This window comes from Roseivirga sp. BDSF3-8 (assembly GCF_041449215.1).
Taxonomy (GTDB): Bacteria; Bacteroidota; Bacteroidia; order Cytophagales; family Cyclobacteriaceae; genus JBGNFV01.
On the sequence record NZ_JBGNFV010000001.1, the window covers coordinates 374,492 to 391,096 of the forward strand.

Annotated in this window: 20 protein-coding genes and 1 pseudogene; 8 read left to right on the forward strand and 13 right to left on the reverse strand. The window is 46.5% G+C overall.

The features are described from left to right. Positions 1-107: 107 nt before the first annotated feature. A complete protein-coding gene (locus AB9P05_RS01350; RefSeq protein WP_371907019.1) occupies positions 108-596 on the forward strand; it encodes a hypothetical protein in 489 nt (162 codons plus the stop codon). Position 597: 1 nt separating this feature from the next. Here AB9P05_RS01350 and AB9P05_RS01355 read toward each other — a convergent pair whose 3' ends face one another. Beyond that, positions 598-750 (reverse strand): hypothetical protein, encoded by a 153-nt coding sequence (locus tag AB9P05_RS01355; RefSeq protein ID WP_371907020.1) that lies wholly within the window; start codon positions 748-750, stop codon positions 598-600. Between AB9P05_RS01355 and AB9P05_RS01360 the strand changes: the two genes are divergently transcribed. Both AB9P05_RS01360 and AB9P05_RS01365 read left to right on the forward strand, forming a co-directional pair. Continuing rightward, positions 743-1,180, forward strand: a complete 438-nt coding sequence (locus tag AB9P05_RS01360; protein ID WP_371907021.1) for a hypothetical protein — start codon at positions 743-745, stop codon at positions 1,178-1,180. The genes AB9P05_RS01355 and AB9P05_RS01360 overlap by 8 nt on opposite strands. Before the next feature lie 191 nt (positions 1,181-1,371). Next, the gene (locus AB9P05_RS01365; RefSeq protein WP_371907022.1) at positions 1,372-2,460 is read left to right on the forward strand and encodes an endonuclease/exonuclease/phosphatase family protein; all 1,089 of its coding nucleotides are present in this window, start codon (positions 1,372-1,374) and stop codon (positions 2,458-2,460) included. Here AB9P05_RS01365 and AB9P05_RS01370 read toward each other — a convergent pair. After that, the gene (locus AB9P05_RS01370) at positions 2,457-2,963 is read right to left on the reverse strand and encodes a hypothetical protein (protein WP_371907023.1); all 507 of its coding nucleotides are present in this window, start codon (positions 2,961-2,963) and stop codon (positions 2,457-2,459) included. The two genes, AB9P05_RS01365 and AB9P05_RS01370, sit on opposite strands and share 4 nt — an antisense overlap. A 288-nt stretch (positions 2,964-3,251) precedes the next feature. Between AB9P05_RS01370 and AB9P05_RS01375 the strand changes: the two genes are divergently transcribed. After that, positions 3,252-3,932, forward strand: a complete 681-nt coding sequence (locus tag AB9P05_RS01375) for a response regulator transcription factor (protein WP_371907024.1) — start codon at positions 3,252-3,254, stop codon at positions 3,930-3,932. Positions 3,933-4,011: 79 nt separating this feature from the next. Further along, positions 4,012-4,731: a hypothetical protein gene (locus AB9P05_RS01380; protein ID WP_371907025.1), complete on the forward strand. Its 720-nt coding sequence runs from the start codon at positions 4,012-4,014 to the stop codon at positions 4,729-4,731. 25 nt (positions 4,732-4,756) lie between these two features. On the opposite strand, the gene AB9P05_RS01385 is transcribed toward AB9P05_RS01380, so the two are convergent. Beyond that, positions 4,757-5,626: a sulfotransferase domain-containing protein gene (locus AB9P05_RS01385; protein WP_371907026.1), complete on the reverse strand. Its 870-nt coding sequence runs from the start codon at positions 5,624-5,626 to the stop codon at positions 4,757-4,759. A 156-nt stretch (positions 5,627-5,782) separates the two neighbouring features. Here AB9P05_RS01385 and idi point away from each other — a divergent pair, with 156 nt between their 5' ends. Beyond that, a complete protein-coding gene (gene idi, locus AB9P05_RS01390; protein ID WP_371907027.1) occupies positions 5,783-6,286 on the forward strand; it encodes an isopentenyl-diphosphate Delta-isomerase in 504 nt (167 codons plus the stop codon). Positions 6,287-6,296: 10 nt separating this feature from the next. Here the strand turns inward: idi and AB9P05_RS01395 are convergent, their stop codons facing one another. The 7 genes and pseudogenes from AB9P05_RS01395 to AB9P05_RS01425 form a co-directional block, all read right to left on the reverse strand. Further along, positions 6,297-6,467, reverse strand: a complete 171-nt coding sequence (locus AB9P05_RS01395) for a hypothetical protein (protein WP_371907028.1) — start codon at positions 6,465-6,467, stop codon at positions 6,297-6,299. Next, on the reverse strand, positions 6,464-6,640 hold the full coding sequence (locus AB9P05_RS01400) for a pinensin family lanthipeptide (protein ID WP_371911323.1): 177 nt from the start codon (positions 6,638-6,640) through the stop codon (positions 6,464-6,466). The genes AB9P05_RS01395 and AB9P05_RS01400 overlap by 4 nt, the downstream gene beginning before the upstream one ends. A 150-nt stretch (positions 6,641-6,790) precedes the next feature. Further along, positions 6,791-7,630, reverse strand: a complete 840-nt coding sequence (locus AB9P05_RS01405) for a hypothetical protein (RefSeq protein ID WP_371907029.1) — start codon at positions 7,628-7,630, stop codon at positions 6,791-6,793. 166 nt (positions 7,631-7,796) lie between these two features. Continuing rightward, on the reverse strand, positions 7,797-8,819 hold the full coding sequence (locus AB9P05_RS01410) for a hypothetical protein (RefSeq protein WP_371911382.1): 1,023 nt from the start codon (positions 8,817-8,819) through the stop codon (positions 7,797-7,799). A 42-nt stretch (positions 8,820-8,861) separates the two neighbouring features. Continuing rightward, a pseudogene (locus tag AB9P05_RS01415) lies at positions 8,862-9,071 on the reverse strand (DUF4157 domain-containing protein); the annotation flags it as partial. Positions 9,072-9,410: 339 nt separating this feature from the next. Beyond that, positions 9,411-9,812: a hypothetical protein gene (locus AB9P05_RS01420; RefSeq protein ID WP_371907030.1), complete on the reverse strand. Its 402-nt coding sequence runs from the start codon at positions 9,810-9,812 to the stop codon at positions 9,411-9,413. Then, positions 9,809-10,069 (reverse strand): hypothetical protein, encoded by a 261-nt coding sequence (locus AB9P05_RS01425; protein WP_371907031.1) that lies wholly within the window; start codon positions 10,067-10,069, stop codon positions 9,809-9,811. The genes AB9P05_RS01420 and AB9P05_RS01425 overlap by 4 nt, the downstream gene beginning before the upstream one ends. A gap of 185 nt (positions 10,070-10,254) precedes the next feature. Between AB9P05_RS01425 and AB9P05_RS01430 the strand changes: the two genes are divergently transcribed. Further along, the gene (locus tag AB9P05_RS01430) at positions 10,255-11,601 is read left to right on the forward strand and encodes an ATP-binding protein (protein ID WP_371907032.1); all 1,347 of its coding nucleotides are present in this window, start codon (positions 10,255-10,257) and stop codon (positions 11,599-11,601) included. Positions 11,602-11,603: 2 nt separating this feature from the next. Here the strand turns inward: AB9P05_RS01430 and AB9P05_RS01435 are convergent, their stop codons facing one another. The 3 genes from AB9P05_RS01435 to fabG form a co-directional block, all read right to left on the reverse strand. Next, positions 11,604-11,987 carry a hypothetical protein gene (locus AB9P05_RS01435; protein ID WP_371907033.1) on the reverse strand — a complete coding sequence of 128 codons (384 nt, stop codon included), beginning with the start codon at positions 11,985-11,987 and terminating at the stop codon, positions 11,604-11,606. Continuing rightward, positions 11,974-14,070, reverse strand: a complete 2,097-nt coding sequence (locus AB9P05_RS01440; RefSeq protein WP_371907034.1) for a hypothetical protein — start codon at positions 14,068-14,070, stop codon at positions 11,974-11,976. The genes AB9P05_RS01435 and AB9P05_RS01440 overlap by 14 nt, the downstream gene beginning before the upstream one ends. Positions 14,071-14,133: 63 nt before the next feature. Then, positions 14,134-14,880: a 3-oxoacyl-[acyl-carrier-protein] reductase gene (gene fabG, locus AB9P05_RS01445; RefSeq protein WP_371907035.1), complete on the reverse strand. Its 747-nt coding sequence runs from the start codon at positions 14,878-14,880 to the stop codon at positions 14,134-14,136. Between the two features lie 229 nt (positions 14,881-15,109). On the opposite strand from fabG, the gene lpdA reads away from it, so the two are divergent. Then, positions 15,110-16,504 carry a dihydrolipoyl dehydrogenase gene (gene lpdA / locus AB9P05_RS01450; RefSeq protein WP_371907036.1) on the forward strand — a complete coding sequence of 465 codons (1,395 nt, stop codon included), beginning with the start codon at positions 15,110-15,112 and terminating at the stop codon, positions 16,502-16,504. The last annotated feature ends 101 nt before the right edge of the window (positions 16,505-16,605 follow it).

Below are 16,605 nucleotides of genomic sequence, written 5' to 3' on the forward strand. Positions count from 1 at the left end.
AGGTAACTACATTTCTCTAAATGTACGAAAAGGTGCCGGGATGAGTTTACGGCTGAATATATTAAAGGGATCAGCTTCCTAAAGTGTCAAAAAAGAAACAGCCTCTTATGAAAATCATCAAACCACTTATCTGCGTCATATTCCTTTTCGTATCAGCCTGCGAGAGCGATCCCCCGGAGTCTAATGCCCAACCTAAGGCAGATATTCCCCTGACACGGGGTGAGGAGCTTATCATCTGGAAAATACAAAAAATGGAGCAAGCCATGCATGAGGTCTGGCCTTCCTTTGACATGACTGAATTTCCCGCCTATATCATTCTGGAAACCCCTACCCCTAAAGGATACTTTGTGAACAGTCCGGTGTTTACTGATGAGGCGTACAAAATTGAATACTCCGAGGGCAACATGGATTTTTACCGTAATGATGATTATGTAGAAGAAATAGATTCCGCATTTGACCCCAGGAGGTTTTACACCTTCTATTACAAAATTGATGGGGTGGACCACATGATACTCAGACCCTACCAGTCCACGAATGACTATTATGAATACAAGGACTTCGAAGACAATTTTTTTCCCTATTATTTATACTCATGAACTATTTCATGTCTATCAGTTCAAGTACTGGCAGGGAAAGGCTTTTGCCGGAGAAGACTACGAAATTACAGAACAACTGATATTGCCTGCGCTCATGCTTAATGACCTCATGGCTGAGGCTTACACTGCCGAAAGTGAGGAGGGAAATGCGCAAACACCTTACTTATTATGCAGGGCTCCGGTATGAAATGCTTCGGATTGGCTACCCTACCACAGGTCAGGTAAGACACGTATGGCTTGAAGGGGAGCGAATAGAAGGGGCAGCCCGGTATATCGAGACTTTTACTGCAGAGGCCACTTTCTTCCCTACGGTAAATGATGACCCTACCCATAGCTATTCGGAAGCTCTTACCAACCCCACCCATTTCGGAGCTATTGATTACGCCTTATTTAACCGTAGTCGCTACCATATTGGGGCTATCGTTACTCACTTTCTCATAAAGCTTGGTGTGGATGTGGAAGCTACGTATCGCGCGGGTATTACACCTTACGAGGCTACGCTGAAGCTACTGGAATCAGATGATACTGATCTGGCCAATGTGGCTATTGAAGCCAGGTCTGCATTAGATTATGAACACTATTAAAGAGATGACTACCGAACTGATGTTATTTTTCGATTAAGCTTTTTTGTGCTATCCTGCGAGGTATCAAAATGCGTACGTTATTCTGAAACTACTAAAAATTAAGGCAAACAATAGGCCCGGTTTTTTAGTCATTCTTGTTAAGGTTGAAAAATTCCCTACGCTCAAAGTTTTAAAGTTGATACTGCTACTACATGGATATCTATAAGGTCCTGACGTTAATTTTTTCACTTGTACTTATACTGGCCACCCTGGCTTCAGTGCTAAAAAGAGACGAATGGTGGATTAGAGTTTTTGATTTTCCCCGTGTTCAGATTGTGATCATAAACCTGGTCATGATCGGCGCCACCTTGCTCTCATTTAATTTTACAAGTGCTTGGCCATTTTTACTCCTGGCAGCTCTTGGCTTCTCTATAGGATATCAGTTCCGTATGATTTACCCTTATACCCCTCTCGCTTCCAGACAGGTAGTGCAGTATAAAGGTGTTGCTCAGGAAGACCTTATCTCGATCATGGTGAGTAATGTGCTCATGACCAATAAAAAGGCGCACAAACTCAAAAACCTGGTAAAGAAATATGATCCTGATATATTGCTTACCCTGGAAACGAATAAATGGTGGGAAGAGCAACTCGAGGAAATAGAACACAAGTATGCCTATACGGTAAAAATTCCACTGGACAACCTCTATGGGATGCATTTGTACTCAAAGCTGGAGCTTGAAAACGCAGAGGTAGGCTATCTGGTACAAGATGGAATACCATCAGTAAAATCTAATCTGAAAATGCGATCTGGTAAGCGCATCAAAATATACTGCCTGCACCCCAAGCCCCCGAGCCCCACAGAAGCAGACACCTCTACTAACCGTGATGCTGAACTGCTATTAGTTGGTAAAGAGGTGGCTAAAAATAATAAGTCCACCCTGGTATTTGGTGACCTGAACGATGTGGCCTGGTCCAGAACCACCCAGCTTTTCCAAAAACTATCCGGACTGCTGGATCCACGGATAGGGCGTGGCTTTTTTAATACTTTTCACGCTCAGCACCCCTTATTTCGCTGGCCGTTGGATCACGTTTTCCACTCCTCAGATTTCACGCTGGTGGATATTAAGCGCCTGCCCTCTGTAGGGTCGGATCATTTTCCTATGTATGCCCAGCTAAACTACGGGCCGGTAGCAGAAAAAGTACAGGAAAGACCAGGTGCCGAATCCGAAGAACGGGTATGGGCTAAGGAGAAAATCGAAAAAGCTGATCCTGTAGCAATTAAATTACGGACAAAGTACTAACCTGCCCTGCGCATATTAACTTCGTAAACGGGAAACCACTGTCCATCCTGCTGTACCTCTCCTATTTCATGCCAGCTATCGGGCCCTGTAGGTGACATGGTAAAACGTACATTTTCTGCCTGATACCAGATAAATTTACCATCAGTGAATTCGCCCTTTTTTCTTCCTGATAGTCCGTTAGACATACTCATATTAAACACATACTCTCCTGCCTGACTGTCGTAGTGGATCATGACGGCTATAGAGGGGCGGGAGGCTTTATTGCTTTCACTTTCAATAAATATGGATGTGCTATCGGCTGCGTAGCGTATATTTTCCGTTAGAGACATAGATTCTTTCTGCCCTGGCCCGGCCATTACCCACCCTTCACCTTCCCAGTCTCCTGCAAGAAAGCTTAGATTCTGCATGGCTTTTCTACCTTCTTCGTCAACGGCAGGAGGCTGAGCCACAGCCTGAATGAAAGCCATGGATAAAAACAGGATTATGAGAAAAAATTGAATCATATGCATTTTTTTAGTTTTCATTTTCATAAGGTCTTTAAATGAACGGGTATTTTTTTTGGAAGCCAAATGACCAGACTGCAAAAACAATTCCGGACGGAAAAACGATGACTATCCTGCTTCTGATGCCTTGTAGGCAAAAGCCGAAGTTGCTTAGGTTTACAACAGTGAATTCGTCTTTTCGCAAAAGAATGTCCAAGACCTATTAATAAATTGTTAACAAAAAGCACCTTTGATTTTATTTTAATTCGATTATATTTAAACCATCAACCAATTGTTTTAACCAGCTTTATGAATTATTCTACCACCGTTACTACCAAAATTCTGTTACTATGCGATCATGCACTAGTGATAGAAGGTATTAAATCTCTCTTTCAACGAACGCCCGAATACGAAGTAATCCGCACAGTTGCTACCTGTGACAAGGCAAAGGAACGTATCAGGACAGATTCACCCGAAGTGGTATTGCTAAACATGAATGACAACCTTGCTGAGGTAGCAGGCATGGTAGGTTGTATCCGGGAGGCAGGGTTTACCGGTAAGATTATTCTTATGGTGAAAAACTCAGCCAGTAGTGATACATACGTAGCTATGACCCTGGAAAGCAAAGTGGATGGCATTCTGCTTCAGACAGCGACTACCCGGGAACTGGAGAGGTGTATCTCCAAAGTAATAGACGGAGGCCACTACCTGAGCCCTGAGTGGCTAAAGGCTATAAAGGGGGAACAGAAAGGCACCCGGGAAGATGTATATTGCTCTACCCTGCTGTCTTCTCTTTCTGACACAGAGAAAACTATCCTCAAGCTTATTGCTAAGAAAAAGACGACTAACGAGATAGCCGAACAGCTATTTAACAGTCCCAAAACCATTGAAAACCATCGCTACCGGATATGCCGGAAGCTTAATCTCAATGGTAAAAACAGTCTTCTTACCTTTGTCATAGAAAACAAGAACTGCTTCGTAGAAAACTGATCAAACAATAAAATAGCCGGTATTCTGCTCTGTTTATGGAATGCCGGCTATTGTTGCATCTACTCTATAAAAAATGAAGATGCGACTATTGATACCACAGCCTTGTCAGGAAAAATGGGAGTCTTTTCCTAAACAGGGAAACAAAGGCTATTGCTCAGTTTGCCAAAGTAAGGTTACGGACTACACTCACTTAACAGCCCAACAGGCAAAAGCGGAGATCAAGGCCAGAATAGATGCGGGTGAAACAAACCTCTGTGGACGGTTTAGAAAAGAGCAACTGGACGTACCCAAGCCACCCTTATTTCTCCCCTTCCGGAAAATTCCTGTAATATTAGCGGCCTCCCTTGCCATAACGTTGGTATATACTGATTCCGACGGCCGGCCTGTGCAGATACCTGTGACGCAGGAAAGACCTGTAATGGCTATTGGCCACCATACCGAAGTAACTGACTCAATTCTTTTACAGGGCCGGGTACTGGAGGACTCAGTTAATGGCTTACCAGGCTGCATAATCATAGCCAGCACCCCCGATGCAAGAGTGGCAGACACTGTATCTGAATTCGATGGCACTTTTTCAATGATGATCCCGCGCCATACGAGCACACTTACTTTTCAGAATGTTGGCTTTGAAGATAAAGTAATTCCTGTACAGAATACAGACACCGACTTTGGCCAACTTGTACTTACCCAATCCCGCTCACTGCTTAATGAGCAGGTGATAATGGGGGGCATAAGTATCCGTGCACCCTTTTACAAACGCTGGTGGTATGGCATTAAAAGGCTTTTTGGCCGGTATTGATCCTGACGGCACAGCGACAAGACATTTACTTAGGCTCAAAAGGAAGGTTAAATTTCCCCAGATACTTTTTGAACTGGCGGCGGTATAACTTCATCTGCCGGTCAGAAAAAGCCTCTTTTCCCTTATCAGACTTTCCTCTTCGGATAAACTGATCGTAAACCTTATCGGGATTTGGCGACTCGTCATACATATACCTGTTAGAAAGTATAAAGTCCATAGACAGATACTGCCTTGCGGTATTGATCTGCTCCTCATTAAGATCCAGATTCAGAAAAGTGGCGATTCTCTTAATAATCTGATCCGGCTGCTGAAACATATCTTCATAGGACACGACCAGCATAGGTCTGCGATAAGGATTTTCAAGCCATTCACGGGAATGCACAAACCAATTCCGTGCATTATTTACAAACTCCCTTTGTAAATAGGCCATCCACTCCAGATCAGGATTTACTACTGTTTTCTCAAAAAGGTATCCGGCAGCCCCTCTATCCATACCATTGCGAACCAGAAAGATAAACTTCCCCTTAGTTTCAGGGGGGAAATCCTCATAAGCAGCCGGAGAAAATATCACCCGGGGGGAAGGGTGCTGGTCCAGATAATCCTGCTCCACTACGGATTCCAACAATGCCGGAGATACCTTTTTGACATTTGTAAAAGAGGTATCTCCTCCGGAAGAAAGGTGATATACGAGGCCCCGTAAAATGGCAGAGCCGGAATGATAGGATGAAATCACATAGATATCATCCTCCCGCTGAGTATACATTTTTTCGAAAATCCGGAAACGAAGCACCTGACTCTTCTGAGCAAGCTCAGTGTGTTTCTTCACGGCCCAGTTCTCAAACTTCTTACGCAGACGCTTCTTCAAAGAAGCCCGCTTTGTCTTTTCTTCAGGCATATGGCTGGATGGTTGGTTTTCTCTTTCTGCAATTTAAAGCTTAAAGGCCTGCAGGAAACTTTTTTTCGGAGAAAAACATCGGATAAAGCCTCTTTTTTTACTGCTAATTTTTACAGAAGCCATGGCTAATTACATTTCGCCCTATAATTTAGGGGTATGGTAAACCCAGAGTTAGTTATTTTGGTGGATGAGCAGGATCGACCTGTGGGAACTGAAGAAAAGATGGAGGCCCACCGCAGGGGGTTTCTTCACCGGGCTTTTTCAGTTATTATTTATAACGATGCCGGTGACATGCTTCTGCATAAGAGAGCACTAACAAAGTATCATTCTCCGGGACTTTGGACTAATGCCTGTTGCAGTCATCCCAGGCCCGAAGAGACGGTAATTGAGGCCGCTACCAGGCGCTTACAGGAAGAAATGGGGTTTGCTACATCTTTGCAGGAAACAAGCACCTTCATATATAGGGCAGATGTGGGAGGTGGATTAATAGAACATGAGTACGATCACCTGCTTACGGGTATCTACAACGCCCCGCCAGCTCCGAACCCTGGAGAAGTGGCAGAATGGGCCTACGTACCCATGGAGGAGGTTATTAGAAATGTAAAAAACCACCCGGAACGCTACACCGAGTGGTTTAAAATTATTCTGGAAAAGATCTGACAGGCCGGATTCAGGCCAGTACAGTACCTTCACAGTCATATGTGCAATAGTCCTGGATACATGAACTGTCGTTTGCATCCGTAGTAGGCTCAGCAGCCCGGCCGCCCGCTATGCGTAAGCTGCCAGCTTTGGTAACAAAGCTGCTAACCTTAAGATCAGCAAGGGTCATTCTGGCCTTCATGCCAAGGCTTCTTCAAGTCCTTCGCACTGCACGGTGCAATTGAACTCAATACAAGAGCTCTCCGCTTCCTGCGTATATTCTGCGGCCCCTCCACGAACATTGCCCGTGTGCTGGTGCTTGGTGACAAAACTACTTACTGATAATTGGTTCAGACTTAATTTTCCGTTTTTAATAAATCATTAATTAGTTATTACCCCTATAAATTACGGAAAAATGATTGTTATCCGAAATGAATCCATTCACCACCAGGCGGGGGTAAAAGAAAACTTCCTATCGGGATTCTCGATGAGGTAGTCTGAGGGAGTGACTGAAAGAGCAACTCCTTAATTGAGTTCCCTTAATCCCATCGATGTAAACTGGCCTTCAGAGGTAATATAAATCAGCCTCCCCTTATCCATTATAAGTTTGACGCATTTTTTAGCATAGGGCGACTGATCCCTATAAACCTCTTCATTAGTACGAATATCTGTTATCTGAATCCCCTCTCCTTCTGTATAGACAGCCAAATGATGGTCATCTATGAAAAAGCCATGATCTTCATTGGCATTAAACCTCTCTTCATATACGATTTCACCTTCATGAGATGGATCAATCACTTGGGCGAGGACAACATTATCTGCATAGGTTAGTGCACCAAGTGCATAGCTACGACCTTCCATGATTGATAGGTCTTTGAATTCGTATTGCCAGTTTGAATCTGATCCACCCTTTATAATCTGGCCTGCAATATAAATGGTATCAGGGTCAGCCTGGTAAAGTGACCAGGACTTTCTATTCCATAATTCAGGCAGCCATACCAAATTCTCCTGGTTCCATTCCTTTAGTGGCGGGTAATCTTCTTTCGGTATTTCATCAGTCATTTCTATACCTGCCAAGCTCCCTGATTGAAGGTCAAAGAAGTATAGCTTATTAAAGCTTTTTACTATTAATGCAGTGTCACTTTCGCAGAAGGACAATACGTTTGTAGCAAGCTCGCCAGGAAGAGGGGAGATTTCCCAGGATACATTACCCGTTTTCTTATTTATTGAAGTAATTGATTCGGCTGACTTATCACCAAATAATAAATATACCTGCTCCTTACCAACATAATGGGTATGCATAGTACCTGCAAGGCCTAGTGCTAGCAGCTTTTTTGATACTTCTTTTTCCAGGTCAACAATCATCAGGTTAGGCCCTACCCCCGTTAGGTATTTGCTTCCCGTAAGAGGAATAATGTCAACTTTCTGATGCATGGATAGATTACCCAAATCGACAGTAACGGCCCGGTCTTCCTCATGACATGAGAAAGAGATTATCAGAACGGCTAAGCAAATGAATATTCTCATTCCACTAGTTCATGCTTACTTCGTCAGGAGAAAGTGAAATAAACCTACCCATTCTTCTCGCTTCAGTCAAGGCCATACTTTGCATCTCCTCAGGAACAAAACTATCAAATGAATACATTTGTCTTGTACTAAACATGGTGGAATTAATTAATACTCTAACTAAAGCCAGCCTTCTTCTCCCATTGCTATCAGGTAAATAAGTGAGACGATGCCCGGTACGCACTGAATGATATCTGTCATTCCCGATAGTGCATTCATCTCTTTTCCTAATAGCCAATACGTATTTTTTATAATTATCTAAGACCCCTTGTATTTGGTTTTTAAACCTCCCAACTGTAGCGAAATGAGCATCAAAAACCACGTAATTTGTAAGTATCATCTCATCGGGAGAGTCCATAGTCATTGATTCTTTTAGTGCCTGGTAGGCTACCCCCTGTTGCTCTCTAAAAGCATCTGCAAATTGGGTAAGATCATTGGCTTCCCTAACTGCACCGCTCACTAAAAAAGCTTCCAGCGCTTTTTTGGCTGCGGCTCCGGCTCCTCCTAATATTGGTGAAGTTATTCTTTCATTTTGTGCTGCTATCGCTAATCTAAACGCTGTATTCGAGGCGTTATTTGGGATTCTGTCTGCTAAACTAGAGATAGCCCTTCCAACACCTGGCATCAGAAACCCCATTGATACCTCCACTAAAATACTGGCTACTGAGGGCACTTCTTTAGCCGCATCCATAATTTCAGCTTTTAATTCTGATACTGCATCAGAAAAATTAGCATAGGCCTGTGTGATACGATGCTTAGTATTATCTAAATACCTTCTCTTAGTTTCAGCATCAGGAAAGATCTGTAGGGTAGTCGGAGCAGATTCAGTTTCCGCATCCTGTTTTTGTGCAACCTTCTTTTGGACAGCCGTATTTTCCGCCCTGGAGGGCTCAGCCATCTTTGCCTGGCCAACCTGCTGGCCGCTGGCGGCTTTGGCACCTGCCACATCAGCTTCGTGCTCCAGGGAGGGGCTATCGTTTACAGGCATACCTGCCGCCTGAGTAGTAGCAGCTACCCTGCCCTCCCGTTGCTGTACCACATGGGCCAGTTCGTGCCCGAGCAGTTCCTGACCTGAGCGGGTGTCGGGCTTGAACTGTCCCGGCGCAAAGTGGACATTATTCCCCTGGGCATAGGCCAGAGCCCCTATATTCTTGGCTTCAGAGCTGGTAGCATGTACCTTTACATTACTGAAATCGGCACCAAAGCTTGACTCCATTTTATCTTTCACCCCATCAGGCATACCGGTGGTATTGGCTTTTTTTGGATAGCTCCCGGCATTTTGGCCTGGGCGGCCTGATTATTTCTTGAAGCGGTCTGGTTATTCCGCTGGTGGGTGTGTTGATTTTCCTGATGCATAGGGTAAAAATACTAATGCCAGTGAAAAATCGGTCGTACTTGTAATATTTGGGGTGATTGTTGCCTAAATCTCAGTACCGATCAAAGCACCCCTTCGTTGAGAGTCAGCTTCCGGGTCGGCAGGATTGTATAATGACAAAAGGCCAATTTATTTTCAGGTACTTTCTCTTTGATAATCTTTCAGGGGAGGAAAGTATTTACACCATGTCTCTGAATGCCTAAATCAGCGCTGCTTTTTAAAGAATAGAGGCATAAGGAAAGCAATCAGGCTGCATATAACCGCTACAAATAAGGTATATAAAAAGAAGATAGCCTCTACCTCTCCCCTATGCATGGCAAGCAATATGGCCACACCGGCTATGCCAATGCTAAGCAGGGCCACTCCCGCGCGGGTATACCAGGGCAGGGTAGCTGACTTTTTTATATAGCGCCAGGCAAGAAACGAATAAATAAGTACCGCAGGAATGTAATAGTAAATGCTGCCCTGCACATTACCTATACTATCGCTTCTGGGATCAGTAAGTGGCAGCGGAGGACTTAGGTGAACGTAAGATACCAGCATATAGCAGGCCGTAGCAGCACCAAGAAAGGCGGTTATTGCGGAAAAAGCATTACTTAGCTTCATTGCACCTCAAAAGAATAGCCGTCAGCAGATGAATCTTCCACTGCTTCACGAAAGTGTTCAAAATAGCGGTCCCGCATACCGGAATAACCGGAATTCATCATTGCACTTTTGTCATGTATATGATCGTTGTCATGCCAGAACATGCTATTTTCTATTAAGCCCCCGTCATACTCATCATAAAGTCCTAATACATGCCCAAATTCATGGGCCAAAGTGTAGCCGGAAACGCCAAGATATGTATTCAGATCTATAATCACGTTATTTCGCCTATGGTCATGCAGTAGTACCCTTGCTTAAATCCCAACCCCTCGCTGTAGACAGTCCGGCGAGGTAATGTATTCAGACACATTGCTTTGAAACTTGCCCGAACCCTGACCGGATGTAATAATTGTGGCATACTTTCTGTGCAGTAAAGCATTGATATACCTAGTTTTACCCCACTATGATCGTAGAAGAGGAAGTAAAGAACCCTTTATTGCTGAATGCCGAAGTACTGGCGGCGGAATCTGACTGGCTGTTTAACATTGTGACGCACCGGTTGCAGTCTAACCAGTCGCTTCCTCTACAGGACGCCTTTCCTGCTCCGGAATTACCCCAGGGGGCCTGCCCCTATTCAGATGCAGCACAGCACTTGCTATGGTCAGAGCGGGTGACACTGATCCTGGCATTGGTTCCGCACTTTCGCCCGGAACTGCTGGATGTGTTCTCAAACGAAGAGGGACAGAATCAACCAAAGTCCGAATATGGCGGACAACGGGGAGGTAGCTTTACGGGATTCCTGCCTACGGTACAAACGGCTATCTTCATACTGGCGGGGTATAATGGCGTGGAACGGCAGCTATATCGTGGCCTTTTTCAGAAAAGCACCCAGCTATTTTCAAGAAATATACTGGACATGCGCAGTACGGCCCCAGGGGAGCCTCCTACAGCCCGTCTGCTTACAGTGACTAACTCATGGCTGGGTTACCTGCTTGAAGGAAAGTTTGAACCTGAAGAGCACAGTCCCGATTTTCCTGCCCAGCTTTTGGATACTAAGCTTACCTGGGATGACCTGGTACTGGACTATGACACGGCGGAGGCACTGAACGAGGTAAGCCGCTGGCTGAAGCACGGTAGTGAGATGATGGCACATAAGGAACTAGGCCGAAAGATCAAGCGGGGGTACCGCTGCCTTTTCTATGGCCCTCCGGGTACAGGAAAAACCCTTACCGCGGCCCTGCTGGGCAAGCACTACAACATGCCGGTGTACCGGATAGACCTGTCAATGACTGTCTCTAAATACATTGGCGAGACCGAGAAAAACCTGAAAAAGGTATTTGACCGGGCTGAAAATGAAAACTGGGTCCTCTTTTTTGATGAAGCTGACTCCCTGTTCGGTAAAAGGACGCAGACCAGCAGCTCCAACGACCGCTATGCTAACCAGGAGATCAGTTACCTGCTTCAGCGTGTAGAGGACTTTCCTGGCCTGGTGGTGCTGGGGTCTAACCTTAAGGGCAATATCGACAATGCCTTTACGCGGCGATTCCAGTCGATGATCTACTTCCCGATGCCCTCTCCTGATACCCGGAAGACGCTGTGGAAGCAAACATTTCCTTCTGATTTTACACTGGAGGACTGCATTGATCTCACGAATATCAGCAAAACGCACGAACTGGCCGGTGGGGCCATTCTTAATGTGGTGCGCTACTGCTCCTTGCTGGCCCTGGAGCGTGGGGATAAGGTAATCATGGAAGAGGATCTGACCGAAGGTATCCGGCGGGAGCTTCACAAAGAAGGAAAAAATCTGTAGGGTCAGGGACGGAATACCATATCTTCAATATAAATGCTGGCAGAGTCCACGCACCCTGTGCGGACATTGTACAGGTTCACTTTCCGCAGGGTACTGCTCTGTATCTTCAGATTCACTATTTCGGAACGTTCTTTTTCTTCCATTCCTTTCATGAAAAAGCTGAGGGCCACCGGATCGGGATAGTGATTAAAGAGCTCCACCTCGTACCGGGAAAAGCGGGAACCGGTAAATGAACTACCGAGGCAGCGCAGCCGGTAGCTAATACCCGGTGCATCGCGGTACTTCTTCCAGCCCACCCACTCATTAAACGTCATGCCGGTAGTACAGGCACTCCCTTGCAGGATTAGCAGCAGGGCCAGGGCGATAAACGTACTAATACGAACCATGATACCTCCTTAATGCCCACTCGGCTGATATGAGAATAATGAACAGGGCCAGCAACCAGGGCATGTCCATGATAGAACGGCGCTGCTCTTCTGCATGCAGTATGGCGGGGGTCTCTTCCTCTGTAAGCTCGCCGGTCATTTGCTCCATTTGGTCAGCCCTGTAGAAGGCCGCGCCGGTTTCCCTCGCCATTTTTCGTAGTAGTCCGAAGTCTGCCGTAAGGTTTAGCGTCTCTACTTGCAGGTCTGCTATGCTGAATTGTCCGCTGCTGCTCAGGGCCTCACCGTTAAGGGAGGTGGTCGCGGTAAAGTCATATACGCCGGCAGGCAGCCCCCCTACCCTGTAGCGGCTGGAACTTTCGGAGGTAGAGAAGGTATAATTACGGATACTATCATTCTCATCCGTGATGCGCAGGTTCACTTCCTGGCCGTACACTCTCTCGTACACATTATTGTAAAGCTGTGCCTCAAAGATCACCGGCTCGCCTTCCAGGTATTCGCTGGCCGAGGTAAACACACGAAACTTACGCTTATCCTCCCGGGTGCTCAGGTACTGTACGGTCTTGCTTACGAGTTCGTTAAAAGCCTCATGGTCCTGATGATCGGAAAACTCCCCCATACGCCAGCGCCACAGGCCCGTACCCAGCAGTAAAGCCTCTTTTCTTCCCTGCGTTTCGGTCACTGTAAAGAGTGGCCTTGAGGTTACCACACTACCTACGCGCTGGTTCAACAACACCTCGGTATTGCCTTTTACACTATAGCGACCAAAGGGTATGGTAAGGGGGGTATATTCGCTAAGTCGCTCCTGGAGTTCGGGTGAAAATGTAAAGCGGCCGAAACTATTATTATACACCGGCATCACTTCATCTGTCTGGTTTGCCACTACTCCCATATCCATGCCACTGGCCTGCCTGGCCATGGCAGGAATGGCTGTGTTAGCACCTACTATATACCAGAGACCGGGTTTTTTGTCCCCGATAGCCTGAATTACTGTCTGATAAGTGTTATTTCTGCCAGGTAGCTGATGGAAAATAACCACATCATAGGGGTCGGTGAGGCTTACTTCATTCAGCCCCGGTATGTAGGTGCTTACCTCATAGTTCTGGTTAGTTTCCAGTGCTGATTTGATGGCTTTGATATCCGGATGGGGGGAGGCGGCGGCAATAAGTATTTTCTGTTTGCCTTTGACAATATCAACAAAAGCGTCTTTGCGGTTATTTTTCAGGGTGAATTCGCCTTCTGAGGGAGCTACATTGACAATGTAGTGCTGCATGCCCTGTTCTTCAGCTTCGAGCAGGAAACGCACTTGCTTTACCTGGCGGTCATTTTCGAAGCTGATGCGCTCACTGGCCAGGGTCCTGCCATTGCGAGAAACGGTCACATTCAGGCCTGAGGGGCTCATGCCCTGGTTATAAACTTCAGCTACCAGCGGAAAACGGTTGCCCTGGTAGGCTACCTTATTCACATAAATATTTTGCAGGTTAATATCTGCACGGGGAATGGTATCTCCGACTCCTACGGTATACACAGGAAAACCATAAGGCGTATAGCCCGGAGACATGCCCTGGTTATAAATGCCATCGGATACAAGCACCACACCGGCAAGGTTGCGCCCCTCGTAGTCATTCTGAATTTCCCGCAGCATGCCAGCCAGGTCACTTTGGTCAGCCTCGAAGCGAATAGCTCCGGCATCATTTTGTTCTTCACCAAGCGTCCTGACGGTGACGGCAGCATCACGCTGCTGTAATTCCCGGGCCAGGCGGTCCAGCGACTGCTTCAGGTCCTCGCGGGCTGTGCTATCCGTCGTTTCGGCTACCGAGAGGCTGTTATCTACTGCCAATACCCACACAGGAGGCTCTTCTGTACGGGTGATGAGTCGCACCAGTGGCCCGAGAAGCAATACACAAAGAAGGGTGACAATAAGAAAACGGAGCACCGCAAGGGTACGGTTGACTGCCTTACCCCAGGGCTTGTTTGCAGCTCCCTTACGGTAAAGCAACCAAGCGAAGAGGGCGCCTGCCAGTGCACAGAGGGGTAACAGCCAGAGGGGCCACTCCCAGGTAATTCCGAATCCGTTCTCTACCATATAGTTTAATCCAATGGCGGGCACAGTCTGTTCCCGCCATCAGGTGTCTTATTCTGTTTTAGATCAGGTAAGCATACCGCCGTCTACCTGTATAACCTGTCCGGATATATAAGAAGACATGTCAGAACCTAAAAACACTGTAAGGGCTGCAACATCCTCAGGCTTACCGGGCCTTTTCAGGGGAATATTCTGCATCCATCCCTCCATGGTCTTTTCATCGAGCTGACCGGTCATCTCTGTTTCGATGAAGCCTGGTGCTATGGCGTTGCTACGAATGTTACGCGAGCCTAGCTCCAGGGCTACCGACTTGGTAAAACCGATGATACCTGCCTTACTGGCAGAATAGTTTGCCTGACCTGCATTACCACTGATACCTACCACAGAGGTCATGTTGATGATGCTGCCGCTTTTTTGCTTCATAAAGGTACGGGTGGCTGCCTTTACGGTATTGAATACGGATTTCAGGTTCACCTCTATCACGCGATCCCACATTTCTTCGTTCATCCTCATCAGGAGGTTATCCTTTGTGATGCCTGCATTATTTACGAGGATATCCAGCCTGCCGAATTCGGCTACGACGCCATTGATAAGCTCTTCTGCGGCGGTAAAATTAGAGGCATCGGAACGAAAGCCTTTTGCTTTCACGCCTTTTTCCTGTAGTTCCTTTTCCAAGGCTTCGCCCTTTTCCACACTGGAAAGGTAAGTAAAGGCCACATTGGCGCCGTGTTCGGCATACTGAAGGGCAATGGTACGGCCTATTCCTTTTGACGCCCCGGTAATAAGGGCTACTTTTCCTTCCAATAACTTCATAAACCTATATTGATTTGGTGGTTGCAGTTAAGAAATAACGTAATCGACCGCAATTTATTAATCTTTTCGACTAAGAAGAGGGAGGGTCTGCCAAATATTGGGTTATGAAAGGGCAAAAGGCCGTAAAATGACAGGGAAAGCAGGTAAATACCGGGCTTTTGATCTAACGCCAAATCGGTTAAATTTGCGGCAACTAAACAGGACACAATTTTTATAACTGAATAGCAATATGGCTACAAAATATGATCTGATTGTGATTGGTAGCGGCCCTGGCGGGTACGTGGCGGCTATCCGCGCTTCTCAACTGGGCATGAAAGTGGGCGTGGTAGAGAAAGCGGAGCTCGGCGGTATCTGCCTTAACTGGGGGTGTATCCCTACCAAAGCGCTACTTAAAAGTGCACAGGTATTCGAATACATCAAGCATGCCAAGGAATATGGCATAAAAGTGGCCGATCCTGAGGCAGATTTTGGCGGTATGGTCAAAAGAAGCCGCGGAGTAGCGGAAGGCATGAGCAAGGGCATTCAGTTCCTTTTCAAGAAAAACAAGATCGACCACCTGGTAGGTCATGGTAAGCTTAAAGGCAAGCAGACTGTGGAGGTAAAAGGCGAGGACGGCAAGACGACTGACTACAAAGCGGATCATATCATAGTGGCTACAGGAGCACGTAGCCGCGAGCTTCCTGCCCTTAAGATAGACAACGAAAAGATCATTGGCTACCGTAAGGCAATGGTTATGGACAAGCAGCCCGAGTCTATGGTGGTAGTGGGATCAGGCGCCATCGGGGTGGAGTTTGCCTACTTCTATAATGCGATAGGTACTAAGGTCACTGTAGTGGAATACCTGCCTAACCTGGTACCAGTAGAAGACGAAGAGGTATCCAAAGCACTGGAGAAAAGCTATAAGAAAGCAGGCATCAAGATCATGACAGGCTCAGAGGTGACGAATGTAGACACCAAAGGCAAAAAGTGTAAGGTGACTGTAAAAACCAAGAAGGGGGAGGAGCAACTGGAAGCGGATGTGGTACTGTCTGCTGTAGGTGTAGCGCCTAACGTAGAGAACATTGGTCTGGAAGAGCAGGGCATCGAGATGGAAAAAGGCCGCATCAAGGTGGACGACTACTACCGCACGAATGTGAAAGGTGTATATGCCATAGGTGATGTGATCAAAGGGCCATGGCTGGCTCACGTAGCCTCTGCGGAAGGTATCACGTGCGTGGAAGCTATCAAGGGCATGAACCCTGAGCCTATCGACTATAATAACATCCCGGGCTGTACCTACTGCCAGCCTGAGATAGCCAGCGTGGGCTACACAGAGAAAGCCGCCAAAGAGGCCGGTTATGATGTGAAGGTGGGTAAATTCCCCTTCACAGCGAGTGGTAAGGCGAGTGCAGCGGGCGCCAAAGAGGGCTTTGTTAAGGTGGTATTTGACGCGAAGTATGGTGAGTGGCTTGGTGCTCACATGATCGGCGCTAATGTAACTGAGATGATTGCAGAGGCTGTGGCAGCCCGTAAACTGGAGACCACAGGCCATGAGATAATTAAAACGGTGCACCCGCACCCTACTATGTCAGAAGCGGTAATGGAAGCTGTTGCCGCAGCTTATGAAGAGGTAATTCACCTGTAAGAGACAGGTTTTAAAAGTTTAAGGGTTGCTTACAGTGTAGGCAACCCTTTTTTTATGTGGCTTATAATTTCCGGCCTATATCAAAACATAAAGGCCACCCT